The organism is Kitasatospora sp. NPDC059648, assembly GCF_042734825.1.
In the GTDB taxonomy this organism is placed as follows: Bacteria; Actinomycetota; Actinomycetes; order Streptomycetales; family Streptomycetaceae; genus Kitasatospora.
The window spans coordinates 103,426-125,363 of the sequence record NZ_JBHWDU010000008.1 but is presented as its reverse complement, the minus strand read 5'-3'; the positions used below and the strand labels follow the sequence as shown (position 1 = coordinate 125,363).

Annotated in this window: 21 protein-coding genes; 9 read left to right on the top strand and 12 right to left on the bottom strand. The window is 73.6% G+C overall.

The features are described from left to right. Positions 1–349: 349 nt before the first annotated feature. From dusB to ACFV1W_RS07965, 4 genes are all read right to left on the bottom strand, one after another. Positions 350–1,519, bottom strand: coding sequence for a tRNA dihydrouridine synthase DusB (gene dusB / locus ACFV1W_RS07980; RefSeq protein WP_380414152.1), 1,170 nt, complete (start codon positions 1,517–1,519; stop codon positions 350–352). A 62-nt stretch (positions 1,520–1,581) separates the two neighbouring features. After that, positions 1,582–2,364 carry a DUF4097 family beta strand repeat-containing protein gene (locus tag ACFV1W_RS07975; protein ID WP_380414150.1) on the bottom strand — a complete coding sequence of 261 codons (783 nt, stop codon included), beginning with the start codon at positions 2,362–2,364 and terminating at the stop codon, positions 1,582–1,584. After that, complete coding sequence (locus tag ACFV1W_RS07970; protein WP_380414149.1) at positions 2,361–3,005, bottom strand: response regulator; 645 nt, start codon at positions 3,003–3,005, stop codon at positions 2,361–2,363. Before ACFV1W_RS07970 ends, ACFV1W_RS07975 begins: the two co-directional genes overlap by 4 nt. Continuing rightward, a complete protein-coding gene (locus tag ACFV1W_RS07965; RefSeq protein WP_380414147.1) occupies positions 2,993–4,222 on the bottom strand; it encodes a histidine kinase in 1,230 nt (409 codons plus the stop codon). Before ACFV1W_RS07965 ends, ACFV1W_RS07970 begins: the two co-directional genes overlap by 13 nt. A 135-nt stretch (positions 4,223–4,357) precedes the next feature. Here ACFV1W_RS07965 and ACFV1W_RS07960 point away from each other — a divergent pair, with 135 nt between their 5' ends. Together ACFV1W_RS07960 and ACFV1W_RS07955 are read left to right on the top strand one after the other, a co-directional pair. Continuing rightward, positions 4,358–4,912, top strand: coding sequence for a hypothetical protein (locus ACFV1W_RS07960; protein ID WP_380414145.1), 555 nt, complete (start codon positions 4,358–4,360; stop codon positions 4,910–4,912). Beyond that, positions 4,909–5,286: a hypothetical protein gene (locus ACFV1W_RS07955; RefSeq protein ID WP_380414143.1), complete on the top strand. Its 378-nt coding sequence runs from the start codon at positions 4,909–4,911 to the stop codon at positions 5,284–5,286. Before ACFV1W_RS07960 ends, ACFV1W_RS07955 begins: the two co-directional genes overlap by 4 nt. Positions 5,287–5,306: 20 nt before the next feature. On the opposite strand, the gene ACFV1W_RS07950 is transcribed toward ACFV1W_RS07955, so the two are convergent. After that, positions 5,307–6,185 (bottom strand): helix-turn-helix transcriptional regulator, encoded by an 879-nt coding sequence (locus ACFV1W_RS07950; RefSeq protein WP_380414220.1) that lies wholly within the window; start codon positions 6,183–6,185, stop codon positions 5,307–5,309. 111 nt (positions 6,186–6,296) lie between these two features. Between ACFV1W_RS07950 and ACFV1W_RS07945 the strand changes: the two genes are divergently transcribed. Continuing rightward, positions 6,297–7,742 (top strand): MFS transporter, encoded by a 1,446-nt coding sequence (locus tag ACFV1W_RS07945; RefSeq protein WP_380414141.1) that lies wholly within the window; start codon positions 6,297–6,299, stop codon positions 7,740–7,742. 399 nt (positions 7,743–8,141) lie between these two features. Here ACFV1W_RS07945 and ACFV1W_RS07940 read toward each other — a convergent pair whose 3' ends face one another. Together ACFV1W_RS07940 and ACFV1W_RS07935 are read right to left on the bottom strand one after the other, a co-directional pair. Further along, the gene (locus ACFV1W_RS07940) at positions 8,142–8,753 is read right to left on the bottom strand and encodes an alpha/beta hydrolase (RefSeq protein WP_380414139.1); all 612 of its coding nucleotides are present in this window, start codon (positions 8,751–8,753) and stop codon (positions 8,142–8,144) included. A gap of 51 nt (positions 8,754–8,804) precedes the next feature. Further along, positions 8,805–10,073, bottom strand: a complete 1,269-nt coding sequence (locus ACFV1W_RS07935) for an MFS transporter (protein ID WP_380414138.1) — start codon at positions 10,071–10,073, stop codon at positions 8,805–8,807. A gap of 93 nt (positions 10,074–10,166) precedes the next feature. On the opposite strand from ACFV1W_RS07935, the gene ACFV1W_RS07930 reads away from it, so the two are divergent. Together ACFV1W_RS07930 and ACFV1W_RS07925 are read left to right on the top strand one after the other, a co-directional pair. Continuing rightward, a complete protein-coding gene (locus ACFV1W_RS07930; RefSeq protein ID WP_380414136.1) occupies positions 10,167–10,403 on the top strand; it encodes a hypothetical protein in 237 nt (78 codons plus the stop codon). 117 nt (positions 10,404–10,520) lie between these two features. Continuing rightward, positions 10,521–11,381, top strand: coding sequence for a DUF3626 domain-containing protein (locus ACFV1W_RS07925; protein WP_380414135.1), 861 nt, complete (start codon positions 10,521–10,523; stop codon positions 11,379–11,381). A gap of 127 nt (positions 11,382–11,508) precedes the next feature. On the opposite strand, the gene ACFV1W_RS07920 is transcribed toward ACFV1W_RS07925, so the two are convergent. From ACFV1W_RS07920 to ACFV1W_RS07905, 4 genes are all read right to left on the bottom strand, one after another. Continuing rightward, positions 11,509–12,924 carry a transglycosylase family protein gene (locus ACFV1W_RS07920; protein ID WP_380414133.1) on the bottom strand — a complete coding sequence of 472 codons (1,416 nt, stop codon included), beginning with the start codon at positions 12,922–12,924 and terminating at the stop codon, positions 11,509–11,511. A 123-nt stretch (positions 12,925–13,047) separates the two neighbouring features. Then, positions 13,048–15,159, bottom strand: coding sequence for a hypothetical protein (locus tag ACFV1W_RS07915; protein ID WP_380414131.1), 2,112 nt, complete (start codon positions 15,157–15,159; stop codon positions 13,048–13,050). Positions 15,160–15,366: 207 nt separating this feature from the next. After that, complete coding sequence (locus ACFV1W_RS07910; protein ID WP_380414130.1) at positions 15,367–15,549, bottom strand: hypothetical protein; 183 nt, start codon at positions 15,547–15,549, stop codon at positions 15,367–15,369. A 146-nt stretch (positions 15,550–15,695) separates the two neighbouring features. Continuing rightward, the gene (locus ACFV1W_RS07905) at positions 15,696–16,052 is read right to left on the bottom strand and encodes a hypothetical protein (protein WP_380414129.1); all 357 of its coding nucleotides are present in this window, start codon (positions 16,050–16,052) and stop codon (positions 15,696–15,698) included. 162 nt (positions 16,053–16,214) lie between these two features. Between ACFV1W_RS07905 and ACFV1W_RS07900 the strand changes: the two genes are divergently transcribed. The 4 genes from ACFV1W_RS07900 to ACFV1W_RS07885 all read left to right on the top strand — a co-directional run bounded on the left by ACFV1W_RS07900 (position 16,215) and on the right by ACFV1W_RS07885 (position 20,430). Then, positions 16,215–17,216 carry a LuxR C-terminal-related transcriptional regulator gene (locus tag ACFV1W_RS07900; protein WP_380414127.1) on the top strand — a complete coding sequence of 334 codons (1,002 nt, stop codon included), beginning with the start codon at positions 16,215–16,217 and terminating at the stop codon, positions 17,214–17,216. Positions 17,217–17,314: 98 nt separating this feature from the next. Next, positions 17,315–18,445: a threonine aldolase family protein gene (locus tag ACFV1W_RS07895; RefSeq protein ID WP_380414126.1), complete on the top strand. Its 1,131-nt coding sequence runs from the start codon at positions 17,315–17,317 to the stop codon at positions 18,443–18,445. A gap of 73 nt (positions 18,446–18,518) precedes the next feature. Next, a complete protein-coding gene (locus tag ACFV1W_RS07890) occupies positions 18,519–19,097 on the top strand; it encodes an NADAR family protein (RefSeq protein ID WP_380414125.1) in 579 nt (192 codons plus the stop codon). A 226-nt stretch (positions 19,098–19,323) separates the two neighbouring features. Beyond that, the gene (locus ACFV1W_RS07885; RefSeq protein ID WP_380414124.1) at positions 19,324–20,430 is read left to right on the top strand and encodes a hypothetical protein; all 1,107 of its coding nucleotides are present in this window, start codon (positions 19,324–19,326) and stop codon (positions 20,428–20,430) included. A 90-nt stretch (positions 20,431–20,520) separates the two neighbouring features. Here the strand turns inward: ACFV1W_RS07885 and ACFV1W_RS07880 are convergent, their stop codons facing one another. Next, positions 20,521–21,903, bottom strand: coding sequence for a glycine--tRNA ligase (locus ACFV1W_RS07880; RefSeq protein WP_380414122.1), 1,383 nt, complete (start codon positions 21,901–21,903; stop codon positions 20,521–20,523). Positions 21,904–21,938 lie beyond the last annotated feature (35 nt).

Genomic DNA, 21,938 nt, shown 5'->3' with positions numbered 1-21,938 from the left:
ATCCGGACGCTGGGTAGCGGCCGTGGGTCGCTCGCGTTGCCCCGACTTGATTTCCTGCAACCGGATCGGCCGATCCGCGTCGAACCGGCTTCGGGAAGCGATTCACGCTCCACCTGTCCATTTCGTCCACTGACCCGCCGTCAGCCTCGCCCGCGTGTGGCAAGCGTCACCAGCCCCTCCCGCGGCTCGAACGTAGAACGCCTGCGCCAATCGTCGCACTGCGTCCAGGAACGTGCTCACCGAGTGACGCGTCGGCGCCGAAAAGGAGCCCTCCTGTCCAGAGTGGACAAGAGGGCTGCGACCAGGTGGCCAGTGGCCCCGACGGGCCTATTTCGCCACTACGGACAGATCATCCGCCAGAAGTGTCCGATTCGGCATCCTCGCCCGGGCGGGCGCAGTCGTACGGATCGTCCAACCAGCCCTCGGGCAGGACGACCCGGCCGTTGCCGCTGGTGCGCCCGCGCGGGCCGTCCGCGCCGATCGGCCAGGTCTGGGTCTGCTCCACCTGGGCGAGGGTTTCGGCCAGCTCGGTCAGCGAGGAGGAGTTCGCGAGCCTCACCCGCAGCTCGGAGCCGACCGAGAAGCCCTTGGTGTACCAGGCGACGTGCTTGCGGAAGTCGATGACGCCACGCGTCTCGTCCCCCAGCCACTCACCGAGCAGCTGGGCGTGGCGCACCATCGCCCGGGCCACGTAGCCGAAGTCGGGACGGGCGTAGTCGACGTCGCCCTCGAAGATCGACACCAGGTCCTTGAACAGCCACGGCCGGCCCAGGCAGCCGCGGCCCACCACGACGCCGTCGCAGCCGGTCCCGCGCATCATCCGCAGCGCGTCGTCGGCCGACCAGATGTCCCCGTTGCCCAGCACCGGCACGTGAGCCGGGACGGCCTCGCGCAGCCGGGCGATGGCCGACCAGTCGGCCGTCCCCCCGTAGTGCTGGGCGGCGGTGCGGCCGTGCAGGGCGATCGCGGCCACGCCCTCCTCGGCGCCGATCCGGCCAGCGTCCAGGTAGGTGAGGTGGTCGTCGTCGATGCCCTTGCGCATCTTCATGGTCACCGGCAGGTCGCCGGCGTTGGCGACGGCCTCGCGCAGGATCTCGCGCAGCAGGTTGCGCTTGTACGGCAGCGCCGAGCCGCCGCCCTTGCGGGTCACCTTGGGGACGGGGCAGCCGAAGTTGAGGTCGATGTGGTCGGCCAGGCCCTCGTCCGCGATCATCCGGGCCGCCTTGCCGACGGTCACCGGGTCCACCCCGTACAGCTGGATCGAGCGCGGCTTCTCGCTCGGGTCGAACTTGATCAGCTGCATGGTCTTGGCGTTGCGCTCGACCAGGGCCCGGGTGGTGATCATCTCCGAGACGTACAGCCCCTTGCCGCCGCTCTGCTCCCGGCACAGGGTGCGGAACGGGGCGTTGGTGATGCCGGCCATCGGCGCCAGCACGACGGGCGGCCAGACCCGGATCGGGCCGATGTCCAGCGGCGCGAACTCGGTCTCGGGCGCGGGGGGTGCGGGCGTGGCTGTCATGCGCGGCTGACCTCGGGTAGGGGGACGGGACTCTCCATTGTCCCCCACCCGGGTGAGCGGCCCTATCCGGCGGGGGAGCGGTAGCCGATCCGCAGTGAGCCCGAGCCGACGTCGGCCTCCAGGGTGTTGCTGCTCGCCGCGTCGCCCAGGGCCGCGTCGATGTCGCTCTCGCCCGAGCCGGTCCGGCTGTTGATCCGGTAGCGGCTGTCCTTCGGCACGGACACGGTCACCGCGCCGGAGACGGTGCTCAGCGTGACGTCGTGCGGCGCCGACGCGAAGGTCAGGTCGACCGCCCCGGAGGTGCTCGCGACGTCCACCCGGGCCGAGGCGAGCTCCTCCCCCCGCACCTGTCCCGAGGTGGCGTGCGCGTGCACCGGTCCGGTCAGCCGAAGCAGGCTGATCTCCCCCGAGGTTCCGTCCAGCCGTACCTCTCCGGTGAGGTCCCGCACCTCGACCGCGCCCGAGGTCACCGAGCCGGTGACCTCGGTGCCGGCCGGCACCTCCAGCTCGATCGAGGCACCGCAGTTGTAGAAGGGCAGGGAACGCCGGCAGGTCACGCCGACGGTCATCGTGTCGCCGGCGATGTCGGCGCGCACCTGCGGCTCGGAGACCGTCCAGTCGAGGTTCTTGCGCATGACGACCCGGTTCTCCGCGCCCGCCGTGATCTTCACCGCCGCGCTGCCGGTGGAGAGCCGCAGCCGGTGGACGGCGGCCGTGTACGTCTCCTGCTCGGTCCGGTCCTGCCGGGCCACCAGGGCCAGGGTCTGCGCCCCGCCCATGACCACCACGGACACGACGGTGAGGACCCCCGTGAGTCGCCACGCCCTGACGGCCCGGGCGCTCACGCGACCTCCAGGAAGCGCAGCACCGCCATCACCCGGCGGTGGCTGTCGTCCGCCGGCGGCAGGTCCAGCTTGGTGAAGATCGAGTTGATGTGCTTGGCCACCGCGCTGTCGCTGACCACCAGGGCGGCCGCTATGGCCGCGTTGGACCGGCCCTCCGCCATCAGCGCGAGGACGTCCCGCTCGCGCGGGGTCAGTTTCTCTAGCGGGTCCTGCTTGCGGCGCACCAGCAGCTGGGCCACCACCTCCGGGTCCAGCGCGGTGCCGCCCCCGGCGACCCGCTGCAGGGCGTCGAGGAAGTCGTCCACATTGGCCACCCGCTGCTTGAGCAGGTAGCCCACGCCGCTGGTGTTGGTGGCCAGCAGGTCGGCGGCGTAGCGCTCCTCCACGAACTGGGAGAGCAGCAGCACCGCGACCTCCGGCCACTGCCGGCGGATGATCATCGCGGCCTTGACGCCTTCGTCGGTGAAGCCCGGGGGCATCCGGACGTCCGCGACCACCACGTCGGGGTGGTGCTCCTCGACGGCGGCCAGCAGTTCGTCGGCGTCCCCGACGGCGGCCACCACCTCGAAGTCCACCGCCTCCAGGACCTTGACCAGGCCGACCCTGAGCAGGACCGAGTCCTCGGCGATCACAGCGCGCACGGCAACTCCACGGTGATGGTGGTGGGGCCCCCGAGGGGGCTCAGAACGGACAGCGCGCCGTCGACCGAGGCGGCGCGCTTGCGCAGACCGGTCAGCCCGGTGCCGCGTGAGGCGTCGGCGCCGCCGACGCCGTCGTCGCTGACGACCAGGCGCAGCCTGCCGCCGGCCGTCCGCACGGACACGTCGACGACGGAGGCGCGCGCGTGCTTGGCGACGTTGGTGAGCGCCTCGGAGACGGTGAAGTAGGCGACCGCCTCGACGGTGGGGGCGATCCGCTCGGTCAGGTCGACGTCCAGCCGGACCGGCAGCGGGGCGCGGGCGGCGATGCCGGACAGCGCCGCGTCCAGGCCGCGGTCCTCCAGCACGGCGGGGTGCAGGCCGCGGACCAGGTCGCGCAGCTCGTCGATGGCCGCCTGCGCCTCCTCGTGCGCGGCGACGATCACCTGCATGGCGTCGGGCGGGCAGTCCTTGAGGGTGCGCCGGGCCAGACCGAGGTTCATCGCGAGCGAGGTGAGTCGCTGCTGGGCGCCGTCGTGCAGGTCGCGCTCGATCCGGCGGCGCTCGGCGTCCACCGCGTCGACCAGACCGGCGCGGGACTCGGCGATCTCCTCGACCCGGCGCTCCAGCGCCTCGGCCCGGTTGGGCCCGAGCAGGACCCGCACCGAGCGGACCTCCAGCCAGGCGGTCAGCGTCGCCAGCCAGGGCGTCACCACCAGCAGCAGCACACCGACCAGCGTGAGTGCCACGTCCAGGCCGGCCAGCTGGCTGCGCAGCCCGGTTTCGAGCGGCATCAGCCACACCCACGCGTACAGGGTGGCCAGCACCAGGGCGACGCCCCAGAGGTAGACGACGGCCAGCGCGCCGACCGCCAGGGCCGGCCCGACCAGCGCGTGGTAGACGATCTGACGCCAGCTCAGGCCGATCCGCAGCCGGCGCAGCCGCACCGTCGCGGGCGTGCCGGGGGGCGGCACCTCCACCCCGTACAGGGCGCGCAGCCGGCCGCGCTGGACACCGGTGAGCCAGCGCGTGCAGAGCAGCACGACGGCGAGGACCGGGAACAGCAGCGACGACGTGGTGACGGCCCCCCAGACGGGCAGGGCCAGGGGTATCCCGGCGGCTATGAAGCGCGTGTCCCGCCAGGCCTCCGGCGACCACGGAGGACGCCGCAGGCTCCTGACGAGCGCTCGGCGCCACGTGGTGGAGGGGCTGAAGGACATGGCGGACAGCGTAGGGCGTGACGATCAAGCACCGCCATGAAGAGGGGTGCCCGAAGGGGGTGTAGCTGGATACACCCCCGATTCGGTGTGGAGCACCACCGACAAGGGCCCCCTCGCGACGGAAGGCTGGGGGGCATGACGAGCACTGCATCGCACTCCGCCACTCCGCCGCACGGGCGGCCCGTCCCCGGGGACCACGGGGGTGTTCCCGGGGGCGCGCTCCGCCCGGCGCCGGGGCCGGAGGGGACGCTGCCCACCGGGGCGGGGCCCTGGTCGGTCCGCAGCGTCGGCTCCGGCCGCGGCCGGGCCGCGCTGGAGCTGTACCAGCACGGCGAGCTGGCCGACGTCCTGGTCGCCGGCCGGCTCGCGCCGCAGCTGCTGCGCGGCGCGCGGCGCAGCCCGTCCGCCGGGCGCCGCTCGCACGCGCTCGCCTGGGGGCGGCTGCCCGCCGACGGCGCGGCTCCCTCGGTGCTGTTCACCGGCGGGTGGCGGCCGTTCCGTACGGTCCGGGCGGCGGCGGGCGAGGTGGTCACGGTGGCCGGGGTGTTCTGGCTGGCCTGGGCCGAGGGGCCGTACGACGCGGTGCTGGTCGAGCACCCGGCGGGCGGCGCCGCCGAGCGGCTGGCGCTGCAGCGGGTGCGGGTGCGGCGCCGGGTGCGGCGGGCGGGCGCGGTCGGGGGTGCGGCATGACCACGGCCGTCGTCTCCGGCGCTCCGGCGCTCGCGCTGCCGGAGCGGTTCCGGCGACTGCCCCGGCTGGCGGCCCTGGGGCTGCTGCCCTGGCTGACGGTCCTGGCCGTCAACCACGAGACCCCGTGGGTGGTGCTGGACCTCGCGGAGTTCGCCGCCCTGCTGTCGCTGGACTCGCTACTGCGCCGGCGCAGTGCCGCCGCCCCCTGGCTGGGCGGGGCGGTGGCACTGCTTCTGGCCGGGGACGCGCTGGCCGACATCGCCTGCGCCGGGCCGGGGCACGCGGTGCTCGCCGCGCTGGTGATGGCCTGCTGCGTCGAACTGCCGCTGGCGGCGGTGTGCGTGCTGCTCGGGCGCGAGGCGATACGCGGCTGACCCCGTGGCCGACGACGCGGCTAACGCCGAGCCGGGAGCTTGTCCATCAGGGCGCGGGTCTCCTCGTCCAGCGGGGTGTAGTTGATCATGCGTGTCCCGAGCCGGGGGCCGAGCCAGAAGTTGGTGTAGCTGCAGCGCAGCAGGCCCACGCCCGGTACCAGGAAGCGCTTGATCCCGTTGCCCGGCCCCATCACCTCGTGCCGCTGCCACTCCTCCTCGAAGTCCGGCGAGGCCTTGCGCAGCCGGGCCAGCAGCGCCTTCCAGGCCGGCTCGGCCGAGTGGTCGGCCATCGCGGCGCGGAACCGGGCCACCATGCCGATCCGTTCCGTCCGGTAGTCGATCAGCACATCGCGGAAGCGCGAGGGGGTGAACGCCAGCCACATCAGGTTCCGCTCCTCGACCGGCAGTTCACCGAGGTCGCCGACCAGCGCGGTGTACGGCGCGTTGTGCGCCAGGATGTCGTAGCGGGAGTTGACCACCGCGGCGGGGTACGGCGCCAGCTGCTCCAGCACCAGGCGCACGCTCGGGGTCACCGACGGACACTCCGTCACCGGCGCCGGGTCATCCGCGCCGGCCAGGGTGAACAGGTGCGTCCGCTCGCTCGGGTCCAGCAGCAGCGCCCGGGCCACCGCGTCCAGCACCTGGGCGGACACCTGGATGTCCCGCCCCTGTTCCAGCCACGTGTACCAGGTCACCCCGACGGCGGCCAGCTGCGCCACCTCCTCGCGGCGCAGCCCCGGGGTGCGTCGGCGGCCGGTCATCGGCAGGCCCACCTGCTCGGGCGCGATGCGCTCGCGGCGGCTGCGCAGGAACGCCGCCAGGTCGTGCCGGCGGGCCTCGTCGGGGGTGCCGCGGCGCGGTCCGGCGGGAGCGGGACGGGCTTGCGCGGCCGGGGTCATCAGGCTCATGCTCCCCAGCATGCGGCACTCCGCAGCCTGTTGCCAGGTACTTCTTATACCTGGATAACCACACTCTGGTACCAGGGTACGAAGCCGCGGATCGTATGACCCGTGACTCAACAACTCGCCGTCGCCCAGGCCCCGACCCGGACCGCCCCCGCAGCCGCTCCTCCCACCCCCACCCTCGGCACCGCCGGACTGGTCACCGTCCTGCTCGGCGCGTTCCTGCCGATGCTCGACTTCTTCATCGTCAACGTCGCCCTGCCCACCATCGACAAGGACCTGGCCGCCGGACCCGCCGTCCTGGAACTCGTCGCCGCCGGCTACGGCATCGCCTTCGCCGTCCTGCTCGTCCTCGGCGGGCGGCTCGGCGACATCTTCGGCCGCCGCCGGCTCTTCGTCGTCGGCGCCGCCGCCTTCGCCCTCACCTCGCTGGCCTGCGGACTCGCCCCCGACGCGTGGTCCCTGGTCGCCGCCCGGGCCGCCCAGGGCGCCTCGGCCGCCCTGCTGATCCCGCAGGTGCTCGGCACCATCACCGCCGCCACCGACGGCGCCCGGCGCGGCCGCGCGCTCAGCGTCTACGGCGCGGTCGGCGGCATCTCCGTGGTGATCGGGCAGGTGCTCGGCGGGATGCTGGTCGCCGCCGACCTGTTCGGCACCGGCTGGCGTTCGGTCTTCCTGCTGAACGTGCCGTTCGCGCTGCTCGCCGTCCTCCTCGCCATCAGGTACGTGCCGGAGAGCCGGGCCACCCAGGCCGCCGCGGTGGACGTGCCCGGCACCGCCCTGCTCACCGCCACCCTGCTCTCCCTGCTCGTTCCGCTGATGGAGGGCCGCGCGGCGGGCTGGCCGCTCTGGTCCTGGGTGCTGCTCGCCCTGTTCCCGGTGTTCGCCGCCGCCTTCGCGCAGGTCGAGCGGCGCGCCGAACAGCGCGGAGCCGTCCCGCTGGTGCCGCCCACCCTGCTGCGGATCCCTGAGATGCGGCGCGGCCTCGGCATCGCCGTCCCCTACTTCGCGGGCTTCGGCGGCTTCATGTTCATCATCGCCGTCGCCCTCCAGCAGGGCCTCCGGCTCGGCGTTGTCGCGGCCGGCTGGGCGCTCGTCCCGATGGCCGTCGGCTACTTCACCGCCTCGCTCTCCGGTCCGCGGCTGATCGGCCGCTGGGGCAGCCGGGTGCTCAGCGCCGGCGCCGTCGTCCAGGCCGTCGGCCTCGCCACCATCGCGCTGACCGTCCTCGCCGACGCGGACCACTTCTCCCCGCTGCGGATGGCCCCCGGCGTCGCCCTCGCGGGCATCGGCCAGGGCCTGATCGGCACCCCGCTGTTCCGGGTCGTCCTCTCCAAGGTGCCCGCCGCCCGGGCCGGCGTCGGCAGCGGCGTCCTCGCCACCAGCCAGCAGTCCAGCCTCGCCCTCGGCGTCGCCACCCTCGGCACCCTCTACCTCTCCCTCTCCCCCAGCCTCGGCATGGGCCGCGCGCTCGCCCTGTGCCTGGGCATCCAGCTGCTCGGTTCCTTCACCGTGCTGTACCTGACCACCCGCCTGCCCCGCTCCATCGGCTGAGCCCCCGGGCCCACGGGCCACGGGCGACGGCGATCGGCCCCGCGATCGGTACCACCCGATCGCGGGGCCGTCTACTCCCGTGTCCCCGCTCCGCGCGTGCAGCCCGTCGGGCCAGCGGCCGACCGGCTTCCCGGGAGGGGATGACGCTCATGAGGGTGGAACCGACACACACTGCTCACAGTCGCCGCACGGTCCGGGCCACCAGCCGCCTCCCCACCCGGCACCTGCGCACGCGCGACGCCGTTCACCTCGCCAGCCGAGCACCTGGAACACGCGCTCACCGCCTTCGTCACCTACGACAAGCGCCTCGCCGAACCGGCCGACGAACGCGATCTGCCGATCACCGTGCCGGGCTCGGTGCCGGGCGCCGCGCCCGGCGGAAGTCCCGCGTAGCAGCCATCAGCGCGGCGTCGGCCCGTCACCGGGCGCCAGCGAGCCGATGAAGCCGTCCAGTCGTGCGACGACCTCGCGCAGGGTGTCGACCGAGCCGAGCGGGTCGCGGGGCAGTTCGAGGCCATGGTCGGCGGCGGGGAGCTCCAGGACCTGGTGGCCGGTGGAGTCGGCGGCGGCCCGGTTCCACAGTCCGTCGACGCCCCCGCCGATCAGGAGGGTCGGGGCCGAGGCGCGGTGGAGGGCTCGGGTCACGTGGTCGAGGGTCAGTACGGGGGTCAGCCAGGCGGCCGCGAGGTTCCGGTCGGCGGCGAGGCCGGCGGCGAAGCTGCCGAGTGACTTGCCGACCAGGAGTCGGCAGGCGCCGTGTTCTGCGTCGACGGCCTCGGCGACCTGTCGCTCGACCCAGGCGATCCGGTCGCCCATCGCGAACTCGAGGAACTCATCGGGGAGTTGCCACCACAGCTCCTGGACCGTCCAGCCGTGCCGCTGGAGGACGGCTCCGGCGAAGTGCAGCAGCGGGCGGGCTGGCGAGTAGCCGGTGCCGGGGATGACCAGGGCGACCCTGTTCGGGTCGCCGCCCAGGCGGGTGGGGAGGCCGAGCGCGGCGGGAGAGGACATGGGCGCAGACTACCCACCGGACCACCGTACACGGACCACCCTTCGGGCAGCTCACGCCCCACTGGCCCCGGGCAGGACCGGCCGGGGTCGGGTGGCGACCACCGTGAGGGTGCCGGCCAGGGCGATCGAGGCGAAGACCGCCAGCGCCCCGGTGGTGCCGACCGCACCGGCCAGTGCGCCGCCCAACAACGCGCCGACCGGCACGACGAGTTGGCCGACCGACCGGGACAGCCCCAGCACCCTCCCCAACTGCCGGGTCGGGGAGAGCTGTTGCTGCAGGGTCACCCAACTGACGCCCCAGACCGTCGCGCAGAAGCCGAACACCAGCTGGTAGGCGATCAGCACCGGGAGCGCGGCCCCGAACGAGGCCAGCGGGATCAGGAACAGGGCGCCGGCGGCGAGCGGGCCGAAGACCGGGACCACCCTGGTCAGGCCGACACGCCGGATGACCCGCTTGCCGGTGGACACGGCCGTCACCGCGGCGATGCTGTAGACGCCCTGGGTCAGCCCGAGTTCACCGGGGCCCAGGTCGACGACCTGGTAGGCGAAGTACGCGAAGAGGCCGCCGAGCCCGGCCCCGCCGAGGTTGAGGGCAGCCGCGGCGACGGCGAGCCGAGCCAGCAGCGGCTGGTCACGCAGGACGTCGATCCCCTCCCGCAGTGACTCGGCGATCCCGGGGCGCGCGGCCGACCGCTCCCGCTCCTCGTCCCGCCGGAGCCGGAGGAGGCTCATGGCCAGCGCGGACAGCCCGTAGCTGACCGCGTCCGCCACCATCGCGGCGGACGCGCCCACCGCCTGCACCAGGGCGGCCGCCAGCCCGGGCCCGGCGATCTGGCCGACCGAACGGGCCCCGGCCAGCTTGGCGTTGACCGCCACCAGGCCGCCCCTGGGCACGAAGTCCGCCACCACGGTCGGCACCGCGATGGCGGAGACCCCGCCCAGCGCACCGGAGACGGCCGCGACCGCGCACAGCTGGGCCAGTGTCAGCGCACCGGCGGCGTGGGCCAGCGGGACGGTGGCGATCAGCAGCAGCTGGACGGCGTCCACCGCGATCAGCAGACGCCGGCGGGAGGCGACCCGGTCGACCAGCACCCCGGCGAACGGCCCGGTCAACCCCTGGATCCCGTACTCCAGGGCGAAGACCAGCGAGGCCGCCAGCGGCCCGGCGTCCAGCAGGAGGATCGCCAGCGTGGGCAGGGCCAGCGCCGTGACCTGGGTGCCCGCCACACTGACGCCCTGGGAGAACATCAGGGCGGGCACGGCGCCGCGGAAGGGTCGGGGAGTGACTCCGGGGGCGGCCCCTGGACTCTCATCTGCCATGCGCTTCAAGCTACTTCATCCTGCCGAGCCGCCGCAGCCCGTACCGCACCGGGCTGGTTCGTGCAGTGATCAGGCCCGGAGGAAGGGGATCCCGTGGGCTTCGTTCTCGTGTTCCTGGTCGCCCTCGTGGCCACCATCGTCGGCACCACCCTGTTCCTGGTGCGCCGGGAGCGGACCCGCCGACGCTGGGCGGGCGAGAGCGAGGGCCTGCTGATCGAGCAGCACCGGACCGCCCAGGCCGCCCGGATCCGCTACACCTACACCAGCGCCTCCATGCACCACGGCGACGACGGCCTGATCGCCGGGGAGCTGTACAAGCACCACTCCTGAGCACACCGCTCCTGCGCATACCGCTTCCGGGGACGCACACCGGGCGGGCGCCGGGGCTTGCGCGGAGGAGCGGAAACCCGCGTGCAGCGGCCGGTCGGCCCGGGGGACACTACCCGCATGACCACCGAAGCCGTCCGGACGCCGCAGCAGCGGGCCATCGACCACGTGGCCGCCCTGTCCTCGGGCCCGCCCGTCGACCCGACCCTGCGGGTGACCCTCAACTTCCACCCGGACCGCTCCTCCCACGGCAGGCCGATCCTGGACGCCCTCGCCGAGGACGGCGTCTACCTCTCCCAGTTCGCCACCGGCACGAGCAACGGCGGCCTGACCGCCCACCCCGGCGGGGACCGGTGGCGGTGGGAGAGCCGGATCTTCAACCGTGCCTACGACGAGGCGGCGCCCGCCGAGCGGCCCGCCTACGGGGCACTGGACTACCGCCGCAAACCGGTCGGCGCCGCGCCGCGCTTCGGCTCCGCCCACTTCCGGCTCGCCGCCCACGCGCTGGAGCGCACCACCTTCTGCTACCCGGACAGCTTCCTGGAGCCGACGGACTTCGGCACCGCGGCGCGCATGCGGCTCGTCGAACTCGCCCTGGCCGACCGCCAGGACACCCTCGACGACTACATCGAGGCCCAGGTCCACGGCCCGGTCCGGATCTCCCAGGACATCGAGGCCCTGGTGCTGGACCCCTGCTACCGGGGCACGGCCGTCGAGGAGGCGGCCCGCCGCCTCCCCTGCCCGGTGGAGTGGCACCCCGGATTCCGGCTCACCGTCCAGGAGCTCCGGCGGCATCCCGACTACCGCGGACGGGAGTTCGTCGACCTGGGCGCGGAGATCGCCGTGGACGGTCTGCTCGATCCGCGCATCGTCGGCGCCGCTGCCGAGACCGGCCGGCACGACCCGCAGGCGGTCAAGAAGGTGTGGCACTACCTCGCCCGCTTCGGCGCACCCGCGGCGAGCGCCGTCGCGGGATCCTGACGGCCGCCCGCGACCACCCCGTGCCCCACCCGCCGCCCCGACGCGGCCACGGCCGCGCGGCCGGAACACCGCGTGCCCGGTACGGAAGGTCCGTACCGGGCACGCGTCACGGGCGGGCGGCGGATGGTCAGCCGGTGACGGTGGGGAGCTTGGCGGTCAGCGCGGCGGGGACCTTCACCACCTCGGCGGCGTTGTAGCTGCCGGCCGCGGCCGCCTGCTTGCCACCACCGACGACCCGCCACACGGTGGGGGCGTCGGGCGAGAGCAGCAGGGTGCCGTCGGCGGGGACGGTCTTGGCCGCGGCGGCGCCGAGCCAGCCGCCGGGCACGCCCATCAGGGACTGGGTGTCGTAGCCGAGGCCGGTGTAGTCGGCGCCGGTGAGCGGGACGGCCGTGCCGCCGGCCATCACGTAGACCGTGGCGTCCGCGCCGGAGGCGTCCTTGACGACGGTGCCGTTGCGCAGTGGCTTGGCGGCGGCTCCCTGCAGCCAGGCCTCGGGGACTCCCATCAGGGACCGCTTGTCGTAACCGTCGGCGGTCCACTCGTCGGCGGAGATGTGCAGGGCGGTGCCGTTGACCATGACGTAGATCGCGGGATCGGTGCCGCCCTGGCCGGTGACGACGGTGCCGGTGGGCAGGGTGGCGCTCACGGCGGTGGCCAGCCAGCCGCCCGGCACGCCCATGTCGGCACGGGTGTTGTAGCCGTCGGCGGTCCACTCGGCGCCGGAGATCGGCAGGGCGGCGCCGTCGACGATGACGTAGCGGGCGGCGCCGCCGGCCTGGTCGTGGACGACGAGCCCGGTCGGGAGGGTGGCTCCGGCGGCGCCCTGCAGCCAGGCGCTGGGCACCCCGAGGTCGGCCCGGGTGTCGTAACCGGCGGCCGTCCAGTCCGCGGCGGAGATCCGCAGCGCGACTCCGGCCACCACCACGTAGCGGGCGGCGCCGCCGGCCTGGTCGTGCACCACGGTGCCCGGCGGCGGGGTGGTGGGCAGGGCGTTGAAGCGGGCGTCGTCGACGGTGACGACCTTGCCGAGGTCGTAGCCGTCGGGCGCGACGTCGGAACCGGCGACCGGCACGCCCGCGCCGTTGATCAGGACCCTGACGTCCGGGCCGGCCGGGGACTTGACCAGGGTGCCGGTGGGCAGCGAGGCCGGGTCGGGGTAGGAGCTGGTGGCCGGGTACGGGTCGGCGTGGTCGTTGAGCAGCGGCCCGCGGCACTTGGCGGCCCAGGCGGTGGGGCCCTGGCCGGCCAGGACCTTCTCGCCGATCAGGATCTGCTGCTGCTTGGTGGCCTGGTTGGCGTAGGGCGCGTACTGGGCGCCGCCATAGGCGAGCCAGGTGCTCGGCGTGAACTGGAGGCCGCCGTAGTAGCCGTTGTGGGTGTTGATGCTCCAGTTGCCGCTGCTCTCGCACTGGGCGACCTGGTCCCAGCTGGCCACGGAGGCCGCGGAGGCCTGGCCGGTGCCGGGGACGAGCGGGGCGGCGAGGCCGAGCAGGACGGTGGCGGCTGCGAGTACGGGCTTCTTGCGGGCGGCGGCGGTCATGGTGGCGGAACCCCCTGGAGTGCGGGCGCGGGTCGGTGGTCGAGGAGGGCCGGGCGGCCCGGCCGGAGCGGCTCGGCCGGGCCGCCCGGGTGGCGGCGGAGTGGATCAGGTGGTCACGGCGGCTCAGGCGGTGACGGTGGGGAGCTTCGCGGTCAGCGCGGTGGGGACCTTCACCACGTCGGCGGCGTTGTAGCTGCCGGCCGCGGCTGCCTTCTTGCTGCCGCCGACGACCTGCCAGACGGTGGCGCTGTCGGAGGACTGGATCAGGGTGCCGTCGGCCGGGGCGGCCTTGGCGGCGGCGGCCTGCTCCCAGGTGCCGGGGACGGCGCGCAGCGGGAGCTTGTCGTAGCCGTAGCCGGTGTAGTCGGCGCCGCTGAGGAGGACGGCCATGCCGCCGGCCATGACGTAGACGTTCGGGTCGGTGCCGTTGACGTTCTTGACCACGGTCCCGTTGGCGAGCGGGCGGGCGACCTGGGCGGCCTCCCACTCCTCCGGGGCGCCCTGCACGGGCTGGTTGGCGTAGGAGGTGGTGAACTCGGCGCCGGTCAGGGGCAGGGCGGAGTTGTTGACGACGACGTAGACGCTGGGGTCGTTGCCGGCCTGGCCCTTGATCAGGGTGCCGTCGGCGACGCTCTTCCTGCTGAGGGGGCCGAGCAGGCTGCCGGGGGCCGCGGCGAGCGGCTTGCCGTTGTATCCGTCGGCGGTCCACTCGGCGCCGGAGATGTGGACGGCGGCGCCGCCGACCATCACGTAGCGGCCCGGGTCGGTGCCCGCGGCGTCCGCCAGGACGGTGCCGTCGGCGGGGCTCTTGGCGGCGGCGGTGCCCAGCCAGGCGCCGGGCACGCCCAGGACGGGCTGCTTGTCGTAGCCGTCGGCGGTCCACTCGTCGGCGGAGATCTGCACGGCGGCGCCGCCGACCACGACGTAGCGGGCCGGGCCGCCGGCCTCGTCCTTGACGACGGTGCCGTTGAGGGGGGCCTTGCCGGCGGCGGCGTTCAGCCACTGGCCGGGCACGCCCATCAGGGGCCGGAGGTTGTAGCCGTCGGCGGTCCACTCGTCGGCGGAGATGTGCAGGGCGGCGCCGTTGACCATCACGTAGCGGGCCGGGTCGCCGCCGGACTGGTCCATCACCACGGTGCCGGAGGCCAGCGAGCCGGCGGCGGCGTTCTTCAGCCAGTCACCGGGCACGCCCATCAGGGTCTGCTTGTCGTAGCCGTCGGCGGTCCACTCGTCGGCGGAGATGTGCAGGGCGATGCCGTTGACCATCACGTACCGGCCCGGGTCGGCACCGGACTGGTCCATCACCACGAGCCCGGTGGACAGGGTGCTGCCGACGGCGCCCTGCAGCCAGGAGGTGGGCACGCCCATGTCGGAGCGGGTGTTGTAGCCGTCGGCGGTCCAGTCGTTGCCGGAGATCGGCAGGGCCGCGCCGCCCACCACGACGTACCGGGCGGAGCCGCCGGCCTGGTCGTGCACCACGGTGCCCGGCGGCGGGACGGTGGGCAGGGCATTGAACGCGCCGTCGTCCACGGTCACGATCTTGTTGAGGTCGTAGCCGTCGGCCGCGACGTCGGAGCCGGCCACCGGCACGCCCGCGCCGTTGATGATGACCTTGACGGACGGGCCGTTCGGGGACTTGACCAGGGTGCCGGCGGGCAGCGAGGACGGGGAGACGCTGACGTCCTCGACGACGTTCCGGTAACGGCGGGCGTGGTACTCGCTGTTGGGGTGCGAGTCGAGGGCGCCGTTGATGGAGACGCCGGTGCGGTGCTTCACCGGGGTGGAGCCGAAGGAGTAGTAGGAGAAGGTGGTGCGGGCGTCGTCGTCCCACTTCTCGAACAGGATGACGTGGTTGTAGTAGCTGTCGAGGATGTCGCCCGGGCGCAGGTCACTGCGCGGGATCTCGTAGCTCTCGCTGTCCCAGAGCGACTGGGTGTTGGCGCTGTAGCCCAGGTGCCAGGCCATGGAGACGTAACCGGAGCAGTCCGTGCGGTAGCTGCGGCCGCTGGAGTCGCGGAACGTCCCGCCCTGGTTGTACGTCAGGCCGGGGTTCTGGTTGAACCAGTACTGGGCGCGGGAGAGGATCTCGGACCGGCTGATCTGGCCGCCCACGGTGGACGTGGTGGCCGCGCTGGCGACGGTGGTGGTGAAGGCGGTCGCGGCTATCGCGCCGGAGGCGGCGATGGAGGCGGCGAGGGCGATACGGGTGAGCTTGGACAGCTTGGACGAAGGCATGGCGGAGTGAGTCCTGACGGCGCGGAGGGTCCGGGGGTGGTGCTCGCGCGGACACCGGTGGTCGGCGCGGAAGTCGGTGGGGCGGGCGCCCGGCGGGACGGCTGCCCTGCAGGAGCAGCGGTCGGGTGGCCTGGGCGGCGCGGGGTGGAGCGGGCGGGCCTGGGGCCGCGCGGTGGGAACAGCGGCGGGTCTGCGGGACCCGGGCCGTCAGTCCCAGATGGTGTTCGCCGGGGCGGAAGCGCTGGGGGCGTCCCAGATGGTGTTCGCCGGGGCGGAAGCGCTGGGGGCGTCCCAGATGGTGTTGGCGGACGCCTGGCCCGCGAGCGGGAGCAGGGCGGTGAGGGCGAGGGCGGTGACCGCGGCGGCCTTGGCGAGGGAGGTGCGCAGCATGGTGGGGAAACCTTTCGGGAGCTGGAACGAAGGGCGGGTACGGCCGGTCTCGCGTCCCGCGGTTGACGCTCCACCGTGTCCTCCGGGTCGTGCTCCCGGCTGACGGGTACTACTTTCGTCGCAGCTCAGGGCGGGTGGAAGGGCTTTCAGATGGACGGAAACGGCAGTGACCGATTCCGTCCAGCCGGGCCGCTTCCGGACAGCAGGCGCTCGTAGAACGGCGCCACCAGCGGAGCCCCGACGCGCCCGACCGTCCACCCCCCGGAGGCCGGGAGGGTCGGCAGCGCGCGGCGGCAGAAGCCCGTGACGGCGGATTCGGCCTCGGCGAGCCGCTCGGCGACCACGTAGACCCCGAGCACGGCGCCGGGGCCGGTGTCCTCGTGCACGACGATGTGCTCGATGCGCTCGGCGGGCAGGGCAGCGGCCAGCAGGGCCCGGGCGAGGTCCGCCCCCAGGGCTGCGCCGCGGGCGGGGGCTCGGAGTTCGGCATGGATCAGGTACATGGGACGGACTCTGCCGAACCGGCGGCATCCCAGCATAGGGGGGCAACGCGGACGGTTCCGGCCGCTGTCCGGAACCGTCCACCGGCCGTCCTGGCCCGGTCGAACACCGTGTGGAATGATCGCGTGCGCAGTGGTCACGCTTTACACACAGGGGGAACGGGCATGCTCGCGGCGCTTGGGCTGGATGCCGTCTCGGAGTCCGTTTACCGCACCATGCTGGCGCATCCCGGCGACGGGGTACGGGCGCTGGCCCAGCGGCTCGGACACGGCGAGGACGAGATCCGCCGCAGCCTCGACCTGCTGAGCCAGCTCTCCCTGCTGCGCGCCTCCTACGAGCGCGAGGGCGAACTGCGGGCCGTGCCGCCCGAGGTGGGCATGGAGCTGTTGATGGCCCGGCAGCAGGCCGAACTCGCGGCCCAGCAGCTGCGGATCGAGGCCTCCCGCGCGGCGGCGGCCCAACTGATCGCGGAGTACGCGGACCTGAAGCCGGCCACCGCGCACGCCGGGGTGGAGCAGCTGGTCGGACTCGACCAGATCAGGGACCGGATCGCCTCGCTGGCGGGCGGGTTGACGACCGAGATCATGACCTTCGCGCCCGGCGGCGGACACAGCCCGGCCAGCATCGAGGCATCGCGCCCACACGACCGGGCGCTGCTGGCCCGGGGCGTACGGATGCGGACGGTGTACCAGGACAGCGTGCGCAACAGCCTGCCGACGGTGGCGTACGTGGAGTGGCTGGCGGAGCTGGGCGGGCAGGTGCGCACGATGCCGGAGCTGCCCACCCGGATGATCATCTTCGACCGGAAGGCCGCGCTGATCCCGGTCAGCGGGGAGGACACCCGCGCCGGCGCCGTGGTGCTGACCGGACACGGCACCCTGATGGCGCTGTGCGCCCTGTTCGAACACGTCTGGGTGCAGGCGCAGCCGCTGGGCGGAGCGACGGCCGCGACGAAGGAGGACGGCGCCCTCAGCGCTCAGGAGACCACCGTGGTACGGCTGTTGGCCCAGGGCCTGACGGACGACGCGATCGCCAAGCGGCTGGGGGTGTCGCCGCGCACGGCCCGGCGGGTGGCGACGGAGCTGATGGACCGGCTCGGGGCGCGCAGCCGCTTCGAGTTCGGGGTGCGGGCGGTCCAGAGCGGCTGGCTGCCGGCCCGGCCCTGACGGCCCGACGGTTCCGGGAGGCGATCTGCCGGGTGAGGGACAGCCCGCCGTAGGAAATGCGGTGGCCCGCGGTCCCTTCCGAGCCCGACAATCACCGGATGACCGATGACCAGATCGACTGGGACCGCTTCCGGGCCGCCCGCCGGGCCTGCACCCGCCTGCTCTCCGGCAGCCGCCCCCTCACCGTCCACGAGCGGCTCACCGCCCTCATCGCCGCGATCGAGCCGGACGTCCGCCCCGACTTCTACGGCGACGGCGGCCCGGTCGGCGAGCTGGAGGAGCGCACCGCCGCGCTCCTCGGCACGGAGGACGCGGTTCTCTTCCCCACCGGCACCATGGCCCAGCAGGTGGCCCTGCGCTACCACGCCGAGCGGACCGGCAACCGGGCCGTCGCCCTCCACCCGCTCAGCCACATCGAGCGGCACGAGCGCCACGCCCACACCCAGCTCACCGGCCTGCGCGGCCTCTGGCCCACCACCGAACAGCGCCAGCCGACGCCGGAGGAACTCCGCGCCCTCGGCGAGCCCTTCGGCACCCTGGTGGTCGAACTCCCCCTGCGGGACCCGGGCTACCTGCTCCCCACCTGGGACGAGCTGACGGAACTCACCGCCGCGGCCCGGGACTTCGGCGCCCGGGTGCACTTCGACGGCGCCCGGCTCTGGAACACCACGGCCCACTTCGGCAAACGGCTCGACGAGATCGCCGCGCTCGCCGACAGCGTCTACGTCTCCTTCTACAAGGACCTCGGCGGCATCAGCGGCGCCGCCCTGGCCGGGGACAAGGCCCTCACCGCCTACGCCCGCACCTGGCGCCACCGCTACGGCGGGCAGCTCTACCAGCAGTGGCCGGCCGCCCTCTCCGCGCTCTCCGGGCTGGACACCGAACTCCCCCGGCTCGCCGGCTACACCGCCCACGCCGCGGCACTCATACCCGCCCTGGCCGCCCTCCCCGGCGCCCGCGTCCACCCGGCCGCGCCGCCCACCCACGAGTTCCAGCTCTGGCTGCCGCACTCCGCGAAGGCCCTGAACGCCGCCGCCCTCGCCCTCGCCGAGCAGGAGAGGACCTGGTTCCTGGAGTGGACCGACACCGCCCCCGGCCTCGCCATGGCCGAGGTGAGCCTGCAAGGGCCGGCGCAGGACTGGACACCGCAGGAGGTGACCGAACTCGGGCTTCGCTTCCTGGAGTTGGTCGCGGCCGAGAACGGGAGCCCCGCCGCCCCGCAGACCTGAGCGGCGACATCACCGGAACCCCCGCCGGCAAAGGGTTGGCGGGCGTCCGACCCTTTGTGTCAGAATGACGATTATGAGCGAGCAGCATGTGGGGGACTTCGCCGACGTCCGCGACCGCGAGGAGCTGGCGGCCCTGATGGCCACCGGGGCGCGGCCGAAGTGGGTGATGTTCTGGGGGCACACCGTCCGCAGGGGCGGCGCGGTGCGGCACGAGTGCCTGAGCCAGTGGTGGCCCGGGCAGTTCACCGTCGACGGGGTGACGTACGCCTCCGCCGAGCACTGGATGATGGCCGGGAAGGCCCGGATGTTCGGCGACGAGGACATCGAGCAGCGGGTGCTGGGGGCCCGCACGCCCGCCGAGGCGAAGAAGCTGGGCCGACTGGTCAGGGGCTTCGACGACGAGACCTGGGTGGCGGGCCGGTTCGACCTGGTGGTCGAGGGGAACGTCGCCAAGTTCGGCCAGGACGAGGCCCTGCGGGAGTACCTGCTGAGCACTGGCGGGCGCGTCCTGGTCGAGGCCAGCCCGCTGGACCGGATCTGGGGCATCGGGCTCGCCGCGGACGACATCCGGGCCGAACGCCCGCTGGAGTGGCGGGGATCGAACCTGCTCGGCTTCGCCCTGATGGAGGCGCGGGCACGGCTGGCCGGCTGAGGCCGGTCACCGTGCCGTGCCGCAGTGCCGTGCCGCGACGCGCCACGGGGGCGACCCTGCCGAGGAGCGCGCAACCGGCGCACTTCACGCAACGGCCGCCCCCCTGCAAGCTCCTTGACACCACTCGGGCCCGACTGGTCGTGCTGCCGTAACTCCTTCGCCACATTCCGACGCCAGGATGGCCCGCAGTCAGGGTTCAGATGGACAGGTTGGGGCGATCATGCGCATGCGGTCGACGGAAGAATCCGCAGGCCAGCAGCCGGAGGGCGAGCAACGGTCCGCCGAACTCCGCGCAGAACTGGATGAGTTGCTCAGTGCGAGCCGCTACGCGGGCCAACGCGAACGGCGGCTGAACGAGGCGATACGGGCGGCCCCCGGGCGCCGGCGCCCGGACGGCGACCTGCTGCGGCAACTCGCCCAGGCCCGCACCCTCCGCGAGGGCCTGGGCGCACGATGCCTCCAACTGAGCGACGAGCTGAACGAGTTGGAGGCCGGCCTCAGACAGCGGCAGCACCCCCATCCCCCACCGCACCCCCAACCGCCGTACCCGCACCCCCGCCACACCCCGCCGCCCCCACCACCGCCGCCCGCCCGGCCCGACCTCGGCACGCTCACCGAGCGGATCGCCGGCCTCCACCGGCGCGGTGCCATCCCCGAAGCCGAGGAGCTGCTGGACCAGGCCGCCGCCCGCCTCGACCCCGCCGACGCGGCGTTACTGGCCGGGTTGCTCTCCCGGCACGGCCCGACCGGCGCCTCGCTCCACCTGGCCCGCACCGCCGCCGACGGCACCCCGGACCACGCGGTCGCCGTGCTGACGGAGCTGCGCGAACTGGGCCTGGCCGAGGAGGCCGCCGAACTGTTCCACGCGTTCTGGACCTACCCGGCACCCGCCGTCCCGGCCCTGCTCACCGCGCTGGAGCGGGCCGGCCAGCACGCCGACTGCGCCACCCTGCTCTGGGAGTGGGGCTCGGCCCCGACGCCGGAGCTGACCTCCCTCACCGCCCACCTCCAGCAGCACGGCCGCCCCGCCGACGTCCGGGCCCTGCTGCGACAGGCCGCCGGGCGCCCGACCGGCGACCTCGCCGACCTCGCCACGGAGCTGCCGCCCGCGCTGGCCAGCCTGCTGCTGCACGAGCTGGCCACCCTGCGCCCGCCGCTCGAACTGGTGCGGCTGGCTTCCGCGTTGGACGGCCGCCCGGACCTCTACGGGCAGCTGCTGGGCGCGCTGCTCGCCGACGGCTCCCGCCACCGCACCACCCTGGCCGCCCTGCGCAGCGCCGGACTGCCGACCACCCCGCCGGGCGCCCAGCGGTCCCGCTGGGGCCGACGCTGAAGCCCGCCGAGCACAGGGAGCCCGCCGAAAGCAGGGAGCCCCCGGCCGCCTCCACGGAAGAGGCGGCCGGGGGCTCCCGGAGCTCCGGACTCAGCAGCCGATCAGGCGGGCCGCCAGGTAGCCCTTCACCTGGTCCAGCGACACGCGCTCCTGCGACATGGAGTCGCGGTCGCGAACGGTCACCGCGTTGTCCTCAAGGGTGTCGAAGTCGACCGTCACGCAGAACGGCGTGCCGATCTCGTCCTGGCGGCGGTAGCGCTTGCCGATCGCGCCCGCGTCGTCGAACTCGACGTTCCACGCGGCGCGCAGGTCGGCGGCCAGGCCGCGGGCCTTCGGGGAGAGGTCGGCGTTGCGCGACAGGGGCAGGACGGCGACCTTGACCGGGGCCAGGCGCGGGTCGAGCCGCATGCCGACGCGCTTCTCCATGACGCCCTTGGCGTTCGGCGCCTCGTCCTCGAAGTAGGCGTCGAGCAGGAAGGCCAGCATGGCGCGGTTGAGGCCGGCCGCCGGCTCGATGACGTACGGGAAGTACTTCTCGCCGGACTCCTGGTCGAAGTACTTCAGGTCCTGGCCGGAGGCCTCGCTGTGCACCCGCAGGTCGTAGTCGGTGCGGTTGGCGACGCCCTCCAGCTCGGAGAACTCGGAGCCGCCGAAGTTGAAGCGGTACTCGATGTCCACCGTGCGCTTGGCGTAGTGGGACAGCTTCTCCTTCGGGTGCTCGAAGAAGCGCATGTTCTCGGTGCGCAGGCCCAGGTCGACGTACCAGTCCCAGCGCTGCTGGAGCCAGTACTCGTGCCACTGCTCGTCCTCGCCCGGCTTGACGAAGAACTCCATCTCCATCTGCTCGAACTCGCGGGTGCGGAAGATGAAGTTGCCGGGGGTGATCTCGTTGCGGAAGCTCTTGCCGGTCTGGGCGATGCCGAACGGCGGCTTCCTGCGCGAAGTGCTCTGGACGGACTTGAAGTTGGTGAAGATGCCCTGGGCGGTCTCCGGGCGCAGGTACGCCAGGCCGGCGGCCTCCTCGGTGACGCCGAGGTGGGTCTTCAGCATGCCCGAGAAGTCCTTGGGCTCGGTGAACTGGCCCTTGGTGCCGCAGTCGGGGCAGTTGACGTCCTTGAGGCCGTTCGGCGGCGGGAAGCCGTGCTTGGCCTCGTACTTCTCCTCCAGGTGGTCGGCCCGGTGGCGCTTGTGGCAGGACATGCACTCGGTCAGCGGGTCGTTGAAGGTGGCGACGTGGCCGGAGGCCTCCCAGACCTCGCGGGCCAGGATCACCGACGAGTCGAGTCCGACGACGTCCTCACGGGCCTGGACCATCGCGCGCCACCACTGGCGCTTGATGTTCTCCTTGAGCTCGACGCCCAGCGGCCCGTAGTCCCAGGCGGCACGCGTGCCGCCGTAGATCTCGCTGCAGGGGTAGACGAAGCCACGGCGCTTGCTCAGGCTGACGATCGTGTCGATCTTGTCGGCGGCCACAGTGCTCTCTTCAGTACGTACGGCACGGTCAGGGC

What these genes read in the sequence shown, in the direction of transcription:
- ACFV1W_RS07895 (WP_380414126.1), top strand. Translation starts at nt 17,315, where the DNA reads ATGACCGATGACCAGATCGACTGGGACCGCTTCCGGGCCGCCCGCCGG.
- ACFV1W_RS07915 (WP_380414131.1), bottom strand. Translation starts at nt 15,159, where the DNA reads ATGCCTTCGTCCAAGCTGTCCAAGCTCACCCGTATCGCCCTCGCCGCC.
- dusB (WP_380414152.1), bottom strand. Translation starts at nt 1,519, where the DNA reads ATGACAGCCACGCCCGCACCCCCCGCGCCCGAGACCGAGTTCGCGCCG.
- ACFV1W_RS07910 (WP_380414130.1), bottom strand. Translation starts at nt 15,549, where the DNA reads ATGCTGCGCACCTCCCTCGCCAAGGCCGCCGCGGTCACCGCCCTCGCC.
- ACFV1W_RS07885 (WP_380414124.1), top strand. Translation starts at nt 19,324, where the DNA reads ATGCGGTCGACGGAAGAATCCGCAGGCCAGCAGCCGGAGGGCGAGCAA.
- ACFV1W_RS07950 (WP_380414220.1), bottom strand. Translation starts at nt 6,185, where the DNA reads ATGACCCCGGCCGCGCAAGCCCGTCCCGCTCCCGCCGGACCGCGCCGC.
- ACFV1W_RS07900 (WP_380414127.1), top strand. Translation starts at nt 16,215, where the DNA reads ATGCTCGCGGCGCTTGGGCTGGATGCCGTCTCGGAGTCCGTTTACCGC.
- ACFV1W_RS07955 (WP_380414143.1), top strand. Translation starts at nt 4,909, where the DNA reads ATGACCACGGCCGTCGTCTCCGGCGCTCCGGCGCTCGCGCTGCCGGAG.
- ACFV1W_RS07940 (WP_380414139.1), bottom strand. Translation starts at nt 8,753, where the DNA reads ATGTCCTCTCCCGCCGCGCTCGGCCTCCCCACCCGCCTGGGCGGCGAC.
- ACFV1W_RS07905 (WP_380414129.1), bottom strand. Translation starts at nt 16,052, where the DNA reads ATGTACCTGATCCATGCCGAACTCCGAGCCCCCGCCCGCGGCGCAGCC.
- ACFV1W_RS07890 (WP_380414125.1), top strand. Translation starts at nt 18,519, where the DNA reads ATGAGCGAGCAGCATGTGGGGGACTTCGCCGACGTCCGCGACCGCGAG.
- ACFV1W_RS07920 (WP_380414133.1), bottom strand. Translation starts at nt 12,924, where the DNA reads ATGACCGCCGCCGCCCGCAAGAAGCCCGTACTCGCAGCCGCCACCGTC.
- ACFV1W_RS07960 (WP_380414145.1), top strand. Translation starts at nt 4,358, where the DNA reads ATGACGAGCACTGCATCGCACTCCGCCACTCCGCCGCACGGGCGGCCC.
- ACFV1W_RS07965 (WP_380414147.1), bottom strand. Translation starts at nt 4,222, where the DNA reads ATGTCCTTCAGCCCCTCCACCACGTGGCGCCGAGCGCTCGTCAGGAGC.
- ACFV1W_RS07925 (WP_380414135.1), top strand. Translation starts at nt 10,521, where the DNA reads ATGACCACCGAAGCCGTCCGGACGCCGCAGCAGCGGGCCATCGACCAC.
- ACFV1W_RS07935 (WP_380414138.1), bottom strand. Translation starts at nt 10,073, where the DNA reads ATGGCAGATGAGAGTCCAGGGGCCGCCCCCGGAGTCACTCCCCGACCC.